We start from the raw sequence: 12,728 nt of genomic DNA, 5'->3' as shown, positions 1-12,728 counted from the left end.
AGAGTACGGAACCCACTCATGGATATTCGTAAGATTAAAAAGCTGATCGAGCTGGTTGAAGAATCAGGCATCTCCGAACTGGAAATTTCTGAAGGCGAAGAGTCTGTACGCATCAGCCGCGCCGCGCCAAATGCTGGCTATCCGCTAATGCAGCAGGCTTATGCTGCACCGATGATGCAGGCTCAGGCACCGGTTGCAGCAGCACCGGCAGCCGCTCAGGCAGACGCGCCGGCGAAAGCAGAAATCAGCGGTCACATCGTACGTTCCCCGATGGTCGGTACTTTCTACCGCACCCCGAGCCCGGACGCAAAAGCGTTTGTGGAAATCGGTCAGAAAGTTAACGTGGGCGACACCCTGTGCATCGTAGAAGCAATGAAAATGATGAACCAGATCGAAGCCGATAAAGCCGGCGTGGTGAAAGCCATTCTGATCGAAAGTGGCCAACCGGTAGAATTTGATGAGCCGCTGGTAGTCATCGAGTAACGAGGCGAACATGCTGGATAAAATTGTTATCGCCAACCGTGGCGAGATTGCACTGCGTATCCTGCGTGCCTGTAAAGAACTGGGCATCAAGACCGTCGCTGTGCACTCCACTGCGGATCGCGATTTAAAACACGTACTGTTAGCGGATGAGACGGTCTGTATCGGCCCGGCTCCATCCATTAAAAGCTATCTGAACATCCCGGCAATCATCAGCGCAGCGGAAATTACCGGCGCGGTGGCAATCCATCCGGGTTATGGCTTCCTGTCCGAAAACGCCAACTTTGCTGAGCAGGTTGAACGTTCTGGCTTTATCTTTATCGGCCCGAAAGCCGACACCATTCGCCTGATGGGCGACAAAGTGTCTGCGATTAACGCGATGAAGAAAGCAGGCGTGCCAACCGTTCCCGGTTCTGATGGCCCACTGGGCGACGATATGGATGCTAACCGCGCCCATGCAAAACGCATTGGCTACCCGGTTATCATCAAAGCGTCCGGCGGCGGCGGCGGCCGCGGTATGCGCGTTGTGCGCAGCGATGCCGAACTGGCCCAGTCCATCTCCATGACCAAAGCTGAAGCAAAAGCTGCTTTCAGCAATGACATGGTATATATGGAAAAATACCTGGAAAATCCACGTCACATCGAAATCCAGGTACTGGCTGACGGCCAGGGCAACGCTATTTATCTGGCGGAACGCGACTGCTCCATGCAGCGTCGTCACCAGAAAGTCGTCGAAGAAGCGCCGGCACCGGGCATTACTCCGGAACTGCGTCGCTACATCGGCGAGCGCTGCTCCAAAGCGTGTGTCGACATCGGCTATCGCGGCGCAGGTACTTTTGAGTTCCTGTTCGAAAACGGCGAGTTCTACTTCATTGAAATGAACACCCGTATTCAGGTTGAACACCCGGTTACCGAAATGATTACCGGCGTTGACCTGATCAAAGAACAGCTGCGCATTGCGGCGGGCCAGCCGCTGTCCATCAAGCAAGAAGAAGTCCAGGTTCGTGGCCATGCGGTAGAATGCCGTATCAACGCCGAAGACCCGAACACCTTCCTGCCGAGCCCGGGTAAAATTACCCGCTTCCACGCGCCAGGCGGTTTCGGCGTTCGCTGGGAGTCTCATATCTACGCAGGCTACACCGTACCTCCGTACTATGACTCAATGATTGGCAAGCTGATTTGCTACGGCGAGAACCGTGATGTTGCGATTTCACGCATGAAAAATGCGCTGCAGGAACTGATCATCGACGGTATTAAAACCAACGTCGATCTGCAGATTCGCATCATGAATGACGAGCATTTCCAGCATGGTGGGACCAACATCCACTATCTTGAGAAAAAACTCGGCATGCAGGAAAAATAATCCTGCACTCGCAGCATAAGGCCGGATAATCCGGCCTTTTTTCTTTTTCTCTCCCCTTGCCAGCCCCTTAAGGTACAATCCCCGCTTTAAATTGACCCTGGGAGCCTTATGGACGCGCGTTTTGTTCAGGCCCACAAAGAAGCCCGCTGGGCGTTGTGGCTTACCCTCCTTTATCTTGCAGCATGGTTAGCAAGTGCTTACATACCAAACTCTCTGCAGGGCTTTACCGGCCTGCCGCACTGGTTTGAAATGGCCTGTCTGTTGACCCCGCTGATATTTATCCTGCTGTGCTGGGCGATGGTGAAGTTTATCTATCGCGATATTCCGCTGGAGGATGACGATGCAGCCTGAAGTGATCCTGCCGCTTATTGCCTACCTGCTGGTGGTGTTTGGCCTGTCGATTTATGCCATGCGCAAGCGCTCGACCGGGACATTCCTCAACGAGTATTTTCTTGGTAGTCGTTCGATGGGCGGCTTCGTGCTGGCCATGACTCTGACCGCCACCTATATCAGCGCCAGTTCATTCATTGGCGGCCCGGGTGCGGCCTATAAATATGGACTCGGCTGGGTCCTGCTGGCGATGATCCAGCTGCCTGCCGTATGGTTATCGCTGGGCGTGCTGGGGAAAAAATTCGCCATTCTTGCCCGTCGTTATAATGCGGTGACGCTCAACGATATGCTCTTCGCCCGCTACCAAAGTCGTCTACTGGTGTGGCTTGCGAGCCTCAGCCTGCTGGTTGCGTTTATCGGGGCCATGACGGTCCAGTTTATCGGCGGCGCGCGACTACTGGAAACCGCCGCGGGCATCCCGTACGAAACCGGTTTGCTGATTTTCGGTATCAGTATCGCGCTCTACACCGCTTTTGGCGGCTTTCGCGCCAGCGTGCTGAATGATGCGATGCAGGGCCTGGTGATGCTGATAGGCACCATCGTGCTTCTCGTCGGCATCGTGCATGCTGCGGGTGGTCTGAGCCAGGCGGTGCAGACCCTGGAACACATCGATCCGAAACTGGTTTCTCCTCAGGGAGCGGACGATATTCTGTCCCCCACTTTTATGACCTCTTTCTGGGTGCTGGTCTGCTTCGGTGTGATCGGCCTGCCGCACACTGCGGTGCGCTGTATCTCCTATAAAGACAGTAAAGCGGTGCACCGCGGGATTATTCTCGGCACCATCGTGGTGGCGATCCTGATGTTTGGTATGCATCTCGCCGGCGCCCTGGGTCGCGCGGTGATCCCGGACCTCACGATCCCGGATCTGGTCATCCCTACGCTGATGGTGAAAGTACTGCCGCCGTTTGCCGCCGGGATCTTCCTTGCCGCGCCAATGGCGGCGATCATGTCGACGATCAACGCGCAGCTATTGCAGAGTTCCGCTACGATCATTAAGGATCTGTACCTGAACCTGCACCCAGAGCAGCTGCATAACGAGAAACGCCTGAAGGGAATGTCAGCGCTGATTACGCTGATCCTCGGCGCGCTGCTGCTGCTGGCCGCATGGCGTCCGCCAGAGATGATAATCTGGCTAAACCTGCTGGCATTTGGCGGGCTGGAAGCGGTCTTCCTGTGGCCGCTGGTGCTGGGCCTGTACTGGGATCGTGCCAATGCAGCAGGCGCCCTGAGCGGGATGATTGTCGGCGGCGTGCTGTACGCCGTACTCGCCACCCTGAAAATTCAGTACCTGGGCTTTCATCCTATCGTGCCTTCGCTGCTGTTAAGTTTGCTGGCTTTTGTGGTGGGAAACCGTTTTGGTCAACCTGTGCCACCAGCCCCTGTTATGACTACTGACAAATAAAGAGTTTTGCTATGCCATGGATCCAACTGAAACTGAATACCACCGGTGCACATGCTGAAGACTTAAGCGATGCGCTCATGGAGGCCGGAGCGGTCTCTATCACCTTCCAGGATACCCACGATACGCCGGTGTTCGAACCGCTGCCGGGTGAAACTCGCCTGTGGGGAGATACTGATGTTATTGGTCTGTTCGATGCCGAAAGCGATATGCATGACGTGGTGGCTATCCTCGAGCAGCATCCGCTGCTGGGCGCCGGTTTCACGCATAAAATCGAACAGCTGGAAGATAAAGACTGGGAGCGCGAATGGATGGATAATTTCCACCCGATGCGCTTCGGTGAGCGCCTGTGGATTTGCCCAAGCTGGCGTGACGTGCCAGATGTAAACGCGGTCAATGTCATGCTCGATCCGGGCCTCGCGTTTGGTACCGGTACGCACCCGACCACTTCGCTGTGCCTGCAATGGCTGGACGGGCTGGACCTGACGGGCAAAACAATTATCGATTTCGGCTGTGGCTCGGGCATTCTGGCTATTGCGGCGCTGAAGCTGGGTGCGGCGAGAGCGATCGGCATAGATATCGATCCGCAGGCCATCCAGGCCAGCCGTGATAACGCCGAGCGTAACGGCGTCTCAGAGCGACTGGAGCTCTATTTACCGCAGGACCAGCCTGAAGCGCTCAGCGCCGATGTCGTGGTCGCCAACATTCTGGCCGGCCCATTACGTGAGCTGGCCCCGTTAATCAGCGTGCTGCCCGTTTCAGGCGGTCTGCTGGGCCTTTCCGGTATTCTTGCCAGCCAGGCTGAAAGCGTCTGCGAAGCGTATGCCGATAGCTTTGCGCTCGACCCGGTGGTGGAGAAAGAAGAGTGGTGCCGGATTACCGGCCAGAGAAAGTAACTCTGGAATGCGGCCTGCGGGCCGCATTTTTGTTTCCAGTAACCGCTGAATGACGTCAAGAAATGGGAGCCAGATCGCATTACGATGCGCTTTTTTGACTACAAAAACAGCGTTTTATGCCGTTGAGAGCCGCCTTTTTCTAAGAAAAATCGAGAAGTTTTGTGATTTTATAAATGGACACAAATTATCCACCTTAGATTAACACTATGATTAATATAATAATTTATTCATCACTTTTCTACGGATGCTGGATTCATTGATCTGTGACAGAGGATTGCTCAAAGTTTGGCCTTTCATCTCGTGCAAAAAATGCGTAATATACGCCGCCTTGCAGTCACAGTATGGTCATTTCTTAACTCATGCGCATCGGACACTATCAGCTCAGAAATCGCCTGATCGCAGCGCCAATGGCTGGCATTACTGACAGACCATTCAGGACGCTGTGCTACGAGATGGGAGCAGGTTTAACCGTTTCCGAGATGATGTCCTCCAACCCGCAGGTTTGGGAGAGCGACAAGTCCCGTTTACGGATGGTGCACGTGGATGAGCCCGGTATTCGTACCGTGCAAATCGCCGGTAGCGTACCGGAAGAGATGGCCGCAGCCGCCCGTATTAACGTGGAAAGCGGTGCCCAGATTATTGATATTAATATGGGGTGCCCGGCGAAAAAGGTGAATCGCAAGCTCGCAGGTTCAGCCCTCTTGCAGTATCCCGAGCAGGTGAAGTTAATCCTGACGGCGGTCGTCAAGGCAGTGGACGTTCCCGTGACACTCAAGATTCGCACCGGTTGGGAGCCGGAACACCGTAACTGTGTAGAAATTGCCCAACTGGCTGAAGAGTGTGGCATTCAGGCTCTGACTATTCACGGACGCACGCGCGCCTGTTTGTTTAACGGAGACGCTGAATACGACAGTATTCGGGCAGTTAAGCAGAAAGTTTCCATTCCGGTTATCGCGAATGGTGACATTACTGACCCGCTTAAAGCCAGAGCTGTGCTCGACTATACGGGGGCTGATGCCCTTATGATAGGCCGCGCAGCTCAGGGAAGACCCTGGATCTTTCGGGAAATCCAGCATTATCTGGACACTGGGGAGCTGCTGCCCCCGCTGCCATTGGCAGAGGTTAAGCGTTTGCTTTGCGCGCATGTTCGGGAATTGCATGACTTTTATGGCCAGGCAAAAGGGTACCGAATTGCACGTAAACACGTCTCCTGGTATCTACAGGAGCACGCCCCAAATGACCAGTTTCGGCGCACATTCAACGCCATAGAGGATGCCAGCGATCAGCTGGAGGCGTTGGAGGCATACTTCGAAAATTTTGCGTAAACAGAAATAAAGAGCTGACAGAACTATGTTCGAACAACGCGTAAATTCTGACGTACTGACCGTTTCTACCGTTAACTCTCAGGATCAGGTAACTCAAAAACCCCTGCGTGACTCGGTTAAACAGGCACTGAAGAACTATTTTGCTCAACTGAATGGTCAAGATGTTAATGATCTGTATGAGCTAGTACTGGCTGAAGTTGAACAGCCCCTGTTGGACATGGTGATGCAATACACCCGCGGTAACCAGACCCGTGCAGCCCTGATGATGGGCATCAACCGCGGCACCCTGCGTAAAAAACTGAAAAAATACGGCATGAACTGATACTAATCAGCTCATTGTTTGTTATAAAAGGCGCTCTTCGGCATGGGGAAGCGCCTTTTTACTGCCTGCCGTTTCGCGCCTCACTGAACGCCCTCCTCTCCCTGATCCTCCCTTCTCTGCGGTATGCATAGCGCAGACATAATATTCCCAACCAAAGCCGGTGCCTGACCAAAAAGATCTAATCGCTGCGGTGCCAACAGCCAGTTTTTAATTATTCCGCTAAAAGTCGCATGTAATACAATCAATACAATTTCGATATTTGTTTCTGCTGGTAATAAGCGGTTACGAATGCATGCCTGTAAAACCTCACCGATGGCAGAATAACTGAACCCAATTCTCTGACGGATTTCACTTTCCGACATCATCTCATCAGTAAATTCGCATTTATGATACAAGATTTGCATCAATGCTCGCTGGCGTGAATCTACCGCGATATATTGCAAACCAGCAATGAACTTATCCCTTAGCTGATTAAGCAGTTCTGGATTATGACCCAGATTTAGTTCCTGCTGAATAAGGTTTCGCAGAGGCAACTGCTGTCGCCATATCTCATTAAATAACTCAGCCTTGCTGGAAAAGTGCCAGTATACTGCGCCGCGGGTTACCCCGGCGGCATCCGCAATGTCCGTCAGCGTGGTACTGGCCACGCCGCGTAGGGCAAACTGCTGAATGGCTGCATCGATCAGTAACTGATGCGTACGTGATGCATCTTTTTTTGTTCTTCGTGCCATACAATGCGTTTCTCGCTAGCAAAAAATGAATAGAGAACAGGCTGAGTCATTATTAAATTTAGCATATGTTGAAACATTGTATTTAGCAAAAATGTAGGTAGCTTAATTCTCAAATAAACAATATATAAAACAAATATCAAAATATAAAATCATTCACCAAATAAATATCAGTGTAAGAAAATTTAAATCCCAGAGCATCTATTACACTCAAAATATCTTATTTTTATGTTTGCGTGCCTTGTCTGTTGCTCAAAAATAACTATCCCTTACATCCACCGATATTTATTTGTAGGATGCAGGCTGTTTTTATTTTCTCCTTCTTTCACAGATTCACTGCCAGAGCCGGTGCGTAATCGATAAGGAACAGCAATGACGAGTCACGCCAGGATTACATTTTTATCCAGTCTTATTATCTCTGCGATATGGCTTACAGGTTGCGACCATTCAGGCGATAAGCCGTCCAGTGCGCAAACACCTCAGGTTACCGTCCATGTAGTTAGCACCGCGCCGCTTTCCGTAACCACAGAGCTGCCGGGACGTACATCGGCATTCCGCATCGCTGAAGTGCGGCCCCAGGTCAGCGGGATCATTCTGCAGCGTAATTTTACCGAAGGGAGTGATATCAAAGCCGGACAGTCGCTTTATCAAATCGATCCGGCAACCTATCAGGCCGCTTATAACAGTGCGAAAGGTGATGAAGCGAAAGCTGAAGCCGCAGCAGGCCTCGCTCACCTGACCGTTAAACGCTACCTTCCCCTACTCGGGACTCAATATATCAGCCGGCAAGAGTACGATCAGGCCGTGGCTACGGCGCGTCAGGCCGATGCCGATGTTATCGCGACCAAAGCAGCGGTGGAAAGTGCACGTATCAATCTGGCATACACCAGAGTGACCTCACCGATTGCGGGACGAATTGGTAAGTCCAGCGTAACCGAAGGCGCCCTTGTCACTAATGGCCAGACAAATGCGATGGCCACAATCCAACAGCTCGATCCGATTTACGTCGATGTCACCGAATCCAGCAACGATTTTATGCACCTGAAGCAGCAAAGCCTACAGCGCGGTAACGACACGAAAAGCGTGCAGCTGGTGATGGAAAATGGGCAGACCTACCCGCTTAAAGGATCTTTGCAATTCTCTGATGTCACTGTGGATGAGAGTACCGGCTCTATTACGCTGCGTGCCATTTTCCCCAACCCGCAGCACACGCTATTACCGGGGATGTTTGTTCGTGCCCGGATTGATGAAGGCGTTGATCCAGAAGCAATGCTGGTTCCTCAGCAGGGCGTGACGCGTACACCTCGCGGCGAGGCCAGCGTGATGCTGGTGAATGACAAAAACCAAATTGAAACCCGTGCGGTGACGACATCGCAGGCGATCGGCGATCGCTGGTTGATTACCGGTGGACTACATAGCGGCGAGAAAGTCGTTGTGAGCGGTTTGCAGAAGGTTCGCCCCGGCGTCACGGTGAAGGCCACAGAGGATACTGCGGCGCCTGTCGCACAATAAGGTACGCATCATTATGTCTAAGTTTTTTATCCATCGACCGGTGTTCGCCTGGGTACTGGCGATTATCCTGATGATCGCCGGCGGCCTCGCGATTTTACAGCTGCCAATAGCGCAATACCCGACCATTGCGCCTCCTGCCGTTGCGGTAACCGCGACCTATCCCGGAGCAGATGCGCAAACCGTTCAGGATACCGTAACTCAGGTTATCGAACAGAACATGAACGGTATCGATAACCTGATGTATATGTCTTCGACCAGCGATTCTGCCGGCGGCGTCACCATCACGTTAACCTTTAAATCAGGTACGGATCCCGACATCGCCCAGGTTCAGGTGCAGAATAAACTGCAGCTGGCGACACCGCTATTACCCCAGGAAGTACAGCAGCAAGGGATTAGCGTTGAGAAGTCCAGCAGTAGCTTTCTGCTGGTTGCCGGTTTCATCTCCGACAACCCCGCAACGACTCAGGACGATATCTCTGACTACGTTGCTTCAAACGTGAAAGATTCGATTAGCCGGCTGAACGGCGTCGGGGATGTCCAGCTATTCGGCGCTCAGTACGCGATGCGTATCTGGCTTGATAACAACCTGCTGAACAAATACAACCTCACGCCGGTTGACGTTATCAACCAGCTAAAGGTGCAAAACGACCAGATTGCCGCTGGCCAGCTTGGGGGGACACCGGCAATCAAAGACCAACAGCTTAACGCCTCCATCATTGCCCAAACGCGCCTGAAAGACCCGGAAGAATTTGGCAAAGTGACCTTACGGGTGAATGCCGATGGATCCGTTGTTCATTTGAAAGATGTCGCGCGTATCGAGCTGGGAGGTGAAAACTCTAACATCGTCGCGAAAATTAACGGCAAGCCGGCTTCTGGCCTGGGAATTAAGCTCGCCACCGGAGCGAATGCGCTCGACACCGCTGCGGCAATTAAAGCTAAACTCGCCGAGCTGCAACCGTACTTCCCGCAGGGAATGAGCATCGTTTATCCCTATGACACCACGCCGTTTGTGAAGATCTCCATTCATGAAGTGGTTAAAACCCTGCTGGAAGCCATTATCCTTGTCTTCCTTGTCATGTATCTGTTCCTACAGAATCTACGTGCTACGCTAATTCCGACGATTGCCGTACCGGTTGTTCTTCTTGGGACATTCGCGGTGCTGGCGACCTTTGGCTACTCCATTAATACCCTAACGATGTTTGGTATGGTGTTGGCGATTGGCCTGTTGGTTGATGATGCGATAGTGGTGGTCGAAAACGTCGAGCGCGTCATGGTGGAGGATAAGCTCCCCCCAAAAGAGGCGACCGAAAAGTCGATGTCGCAGATTCAAGGGGCGCTGGTTGGCATTGCGATGGTCCTGTCCGCAGTGTTTGTTCCTATGGCCTTCTTTGGCGGCTCCACGGGCGCAATTTATCGCCAGTTTTCAATCACCATCGTCTCAGCCATGGCGCTGTCCGTGCTGGTCGCCTTGATTCTGACGCCGGCCCTGTGCGCCACGTTGTTGAAACCAGCGTCGGCCGATCATCATGAAAAGAAGGGCTTCTTTGGCTGGTTTAATGCCCGGTTCGAAAGCAGCGTTAATCACTACACCAACAGCGTCAGCGGGATTTTACGTAATACCGGTCGCTATCTGGTTATCTACCTGCTTATTGTTGTCGGAATGGCGGTGCTTTTCATGCGCTTACCTACCTCCTTTCTGCCGGATGAAGATCAAGGTGTGTTTATGACCATGATCCAGCTGCCATCTGGCGCGACCCAGGAGCGGACGCAGAAAGTGCTGGATACCGTCACGAGCTACTACCTGAATAATGAGAAGGCAAACGTCGCGAGCGTCTTTACGGTTAACGGGTTTAGCTTCAGCGGCCAGGGGCAAAACTCAGGGATGGCATTTGTCAGCCTGAAGCCATGGGAAGCTCGCAGTGGCTCACAAAATGGCGTTAAGGCCATTATCAAACGGGCGACGGCCGCTTTTAGTCAGATTAAGGATGCCATGGTCTTTCCGTTCAACCTTCCGGCCATTATCGAACTCGGTACGGCTACGGGCTTTGACTTTGAGCTTATCGATCAAGGTAACCTTGGTCATAACGCACTGACCCAGGCACGCAACCAACTTCTCGGCATGGCGAAACAACATCCTGACCAACTGGTACGCATGCGTCCCAACGGGCTTGAGGATACACCGCAATTCAAGCTCGACGTCGACCAGGAAAAGGCCCAGGCGCTGGGTATTTCTCTGTCGGATATCAACGAAACCATATCTGCATCTCTTGGCGGCTACTACGTAAATGACTTTATCGATCATGGCCGGGTGAAAAAAGTGTACGTGCAGGCCGACGCCCATTTCCGCATGCTGCCCAGCGACGTGAATAACATGTACGTGCGCAGCGCAAATGGCGAAATGGTTCCTTTTTCCTCATTCGTCACCTCACGCTGGGTTTACGGTTCACCACGACTGGAACGCTATAACGGTCTGCCATCAATGGAGCTGTTAGGTGAGGCGGCGCCAGGAAAGAGCACCGGAGATGCCATGATTCTGATGGAGAAAATGGCGAGCAAGCTGCCGGCCGGCATCGGTTTCGACTGGACGGGAATGTCATACCAGGAACGTCTGTCGGGCAATCAGGCTCCGGCACTTTATGCTATTTCACTGATTGTCGTCTTCCTGTGCCTGGCCGCGCTTTATGAAAGCTGGTCGATACCTTTCTCCGTTATGCTAGTTGTACCATTAGGGGTAATTGGTGCCTTGCTGGCGGCCTCACTGCGTGGACTCAATAATGACGTTTATTTCCAGGTGGGTTTATTAACCACCATCGGTCTCTCCGCAAAAAACGCTATCCTTATCGTTGAGTTTGCAAAAGATCTTATGGATAAAGAAGGGAAAGGTATTATTGAAGCGACGCTGGAAGCCTCGCGTATGCGCTTACGTCCTATACTAATGACTTCCCTGGCATTTATTCTCGGGGTACTCCCTTTGGTAATAAGCCATGGTGCGGGAAGCGGAGCGCAAAACGCCGTCGGTACAGGCGTTATGGGTGGCATGTTGACCGCCACACTGCTGGCTATCTTCTTCGTACCGGTCTTCTTCGTCGTAGTCAGAAGTCGATTTGTGCGTCAGCATAAGTAAGCATGTCATTCATGATAAGGCGCCCTCATGGCGCCTTTTTTCGTCAATCGGTCTGCATACTATTAATTGAAAAATCAATCCGTTATATTAGGGATGAATTAACCTTATCTCTCTTCTGTTATTTTATTCTACATATTTCCCTCATAATCTCGTCGCTATCTCCACGATATTTACGCTAGTCATAAATTGAGATTATTTCGGCTGCGGGCCTTTATATTGTCGATGGTAAAATAGGCCATTCCGTCATATATCGAAACCGGTACAACCCGACGGATTATTCAGAGGCCCGACCATGAAAAAATTTATTCTAGTGACGCTGCTGGCAACTTTACTTGCCGGCTGTGCACACGATTCCCCCTGCGTACCGGTCTATGATTCTCAGGGTAGATTAGTCCATACCAATACCTGTATGAAAGGAACCACCCAGGATAACTGGGAAACAGCAGGTGCTATTGCAGGAGGCGCTGCGGCCGTTGCGGGGCTGACATTAGGTATTGTGGCCCTGACTCGCTAAGATTTCATTGCTGAATAACGCGATGCCAATAAATTTCCGATAAAACAGAGGGTTCAGTCACGAGACTGAGCCCTTTTTGTTCGATAACCGTCCGTTTCCTACGATTCCAGGCAGCCATTCATCAGCGAGTACCGAGATAGAGATCGCCGACTACTGTAAAAGTATTGTTCTCGACGCGAGAAAACTGAAATGCAAAAAGGCCCAGTCTTTCGACTGGGCCTTCTGCTTTATTTGATGCCTGGCAATTCCCTACTCTCACATGGGGAGACCCCACACTACCATCGGCGCTACGGCGTTTCACTTCTGAGTTCGGCATGGGGTCAGGTGGGACCACCGCGCTCTCGTCGCCAGGCAAATTCTTTTCAAAGTACCGAACTTTAACCTAAAAACTGGTGCTGATACCCAGAGTCGAACTGGGGACCTCACCCTTACCAAGGGTGCGCTCTACCAACTGAGCCATATCAGCACGCTAAATTTGATGCCTGGCAGTTCCCTACTCTCACATGGGGAGACCCCACACTACCATCGGCGCTACGGCGTTTCACTTCTGAGTTCGGCATGGGGTCAGGTGGGACCACCGCGCTATTGCCGCCAGGCAAATTCTGTTTCCACCCCGCATCTCTGCGCAGTGAATAATCTGTCATCAGGCTGAAAATCAATTTCGTCTCTTCGCCA

The 12,728-nt window shown here is 52.1% G+C and carries 11 protein-coding genes, 1 tRNA gene and 2 rRNA genes; 10 read left to right on the top strand and 4 right to left on the bottom strand.

Going from position 1 to position 12,728, the window contains the following annotated elements; all coding sequences use genetic code 11:
• The first annotated feature begins 18 nt into the window (after window positions 1-18).
• The 7 genes from accB to fis all read left to right on the top strand — a co-directional run bounded on the left by accB (window position 19) and on the right by fis (window position 6,175).
• A complete protein-coding gene (accB, locus tag ACMYSK_RS21810; protein ID WP_434638469.1) occupies window positions 19-483 on the top strand; it encodes an acetyl-CoA carboxylase biotin carboxyl carrier protein in 465 nt (154 codons plus the stop codon).
• A 10-nt stretch (window positions 484-493) separates the two neighbouring features.
• Window positions 494-1,843, top strand: coding sequence for an acetyl-CoA carboxylase biotin carboxylase subunit (accC, locus tag ACMYSK_RS21805; RefSeq protein WP_434638468.1), 1,350 nt, complete (start codon window positions 494-496; stop codon window positions 1,841-1,843).
• A gap of 108 nt (window positions 1,844-1,951) precedes the next feature.
• Entirely contained in the window at window positions 1,952-2,194 is a 243-nt protein-coding gene (locus ACMYSK_RS21800; RefSeq protein WP_434638467.1) for a YhdT family protein, read from the top strand.
• Window positions 2,184-3,635 (top strand): sodium/pantothenate symporter, encoded by a 1,452-nt coding sequence (gene panF / locus ACMYSK_RS21795; protein WP_434638466.1) that lies wholly within the window; start codon window positions 2,184-2,186, stop codon window positions 3,633-3,635. The genes ACMYSK_RS21800 and panF overlap by 11 nt, the downstream gene beginning before the upstream one ends.
• An 11-nt stretch (window positions 3,636-3,646) precedes the next feature.
• A complete protein-coding gene (gene prmA, locus ACMYSK_RS21790) occupies window positions 3,647-4,528 on the top strand; it encodes a 50S ribosomal protein L11 methyltransferase (RefSeq protein ID WP_434638465.1) in 882 nt (293 codons plus the stop codon).
• A 359-nt stretch (window positions 4,529-4,887) separates the two neighbouring features.
• Window positions 4,888-5,853: a tRNA dihydrouridine synthase DusB gene (gene dusB / locus ACMYSK_RS21785; RefSeq protein WP_132729490.1), complete on the top strand. Its 966-nt coding sequence runs from the start codon at window positions 4,888-4,890 to the stop codon at window positions 5,851-5,853.
• A gap of 25 nt (window positions 5,854-5,878) precedes the next feature.
• Window positions 5,879-6,175, top strand: a complete 297-nt coding sequence (fis, locus tag ACMYSK_RS21780; RefSeq protein ID WP_000462905.1) for a DNA-binding transcriptional regulator Fis — start codon at window positions 5,879-5,881, stop codon at window positions 6,173-6,175.
• Window positions 6,176-6,255: 80 nt separating this feature from the next.
• Here fis and envR read toward each other — a convergent pair whose 3' ends face one another.
• Window positions 6,256-6,906 (bottom strand): acrEF/envCD operon transcriptional regulator, encoded by a 651-nt coding sequence (envR, locus tag ACMYSK_RS21775; protein ID WP_434638464.1) that lies wholly within the window; start codon window positions 6,904-6,906, stop codon window positions 6,256-6,258.
• Window positions 6,907-7,275: 369 nt separating this feature from the next.
• Here envR and ACMYSK_RS21770 point away from each other — a divergent pair, with 369 nt between their 5' ends.
• The 3 genes from ACMYSK_RS21770 to ACMYSK_RS21760 all read left to right on the top strand — a co-directional run bounded on the left by ACMYSK_RS21770 (window position 7,276) and on the right by ACMYSK_RS21760 (window position 12,053).
• Window positions 7,276-8,415: an efflux RND transporter periplasmic adaptor subunit gene (locus ACMYSK_RS21770; RefSeq protein ID WP_434638463.1), complete on the top strand. Its 1,140-nt coding sequence runs from the start codon at window positions 7,276-7,278 to the stop codon at window positions 8,413-8,415.
• 13 nt (window positions 8,416-8,428) lie between these two features.
• Entirely contained in the window at window positions 8,429-11,539 is a 3,111-nt protein-coding gene (locus ACMYSK_RS21765; RefSeq protein WP_434638462.1) for an efflux RND transporter permease subunit, read from the top strand.
• Between the two features lie 292 nt (window positions 11,540-11,831).
• The gene (locus ACMYSK_RS21760) at window positions 11,832-12,053 is read left to right on the top strand and encodes a lipoprotein (RefSeq protein ID WP_434638461.1); all 222 of its coding nucleotides are present in this window, start codon (window positions 11,832-11,834) and stop codon (window positions 12,051-12,053) included.
• A gap of 236 nt (window positions 12,054-12,289) precedes the next feature.
• Here the strand turns inward: ACMYSK_RS21760 and rrf (ACMYSK_RS21755) are convergent.
• The 3 genes from rrf (ACMYSK_RS21755) to rrf (ACMYSK_RS21745) all read right to left on the bottom strand — a co-directional run bounded on the left by rrf (ACMYSK_RS21755) (window position 12,290) and on the right by rrf (ACMYSK_RS21745) (window position 12,649).
• Window positions 12,290-12,405 (bottom strand): 5S ribosomal RNA (rrf, locus tag ACMYSK_RS21755).
• A gap of 38 nt (window positions 12,406-12,443) precedes the next feature.
• Window positions 12,444-12,519 (bottom strand) — tRNA-Thr (locus ACMYSK_RS21750).
• Window positions 12,520-12,533: 14 nt separating this feature from the next.
• Window positions 12,534-12,649 (bottom strand): 5S ribosomal RNA (rrf, locus tag ACMYSK_RS21745).
• Window positions 12,650-12,728 lie beyond the last annotated feature (79 nt).

Origin of the sequence: Klebsiella sp. I138, from assembly GCF_051131765.1 — a bacterium.
Lineage (GTDB): Bacteria > Pseudomonadota > Gammaproteobacteria > Enterobacterales > Enterobacteriaceae > Klebsiella.
The sequence above is the reverse complement of the archived record's forward strand: the minus strand, read 5'-3'. Positions and strand labels throughout refer to the sequence as shown.

Bases quoted from the DNA above. Each gene is read 5' to 3' on its own strand.
- accB (WP_434638469.1), top strand. From the start codon at position 19: ATGGATATTCGTAAGATTAAAAAGCTGATCGAGCTGGTTGAAGAATCA.
- accC (WP_434638468.1), top strand. From the start codon at position 494: ATGCTGGATAAAATTGTTATCGCCAACCGTGGCGAGATTGCACTGCGT.
- ACMYSK_RS21800 (WP_434638467.1), top strand. From the start codon at position 1,952: ATGGACGCGCGTTTTGTTCAGGCCCACAAAGAAGCCCGCTGGGCGTTG.
- panF (WP_434638466.1), top strand. From the start codon at position 2,184: ATGCAGCCTGAAGTGATCCTGCCGCTTATTGCCTACCTGCTGGTGGTG.
- prmA (WP_434638465.1), top strand. From the start codon at position 3,647: ATGCCATGGATCCAACTGAAACTGAATACCACCGGTGCACATGCTGAA.
- dusB (WP_132729490.1), top strand. From the start codon at position 4,888: ATGCGCATCGGACACTATCAGCTCAGAAATCGCCTGATCGCAGCGCCA.
- fis (WP_000462905.1), top strand. From the start codon at position 5,879: ATGTTCGAACAACGCGTAAATTCTGACGTACTGACCGTTTCTACCGTT.
- envR (WP_434638464.1), bottom strand. From the start codon at position 6,906: ATGGCACGAAGAACAAAAAAAGATGCATCACGTACGCATCAGTTACTG.
- ACMYSK_RS21770 (WP_434638463.1), top strand. From the start codon at position 7,276: ATGACGAGTCACGCCAGGATTACATTTTTATCCAGTCTTATTATCTCT.
- ACMYSK_RS21765 (WP_434638462.1), top strand. From the start codon at position 8,429: ATGTCTAAGTTTTTTATCCATCGACCGGTGTTCGCCTGGGTACTGGCG.
- ACMYSK_RS21760 (WP_434638461.1), top strand. From the start codon at position 11,832: ATGAAAAAATTTATTCTAGTGACGCTGCTGGCAACTTTACTTGCCGGC.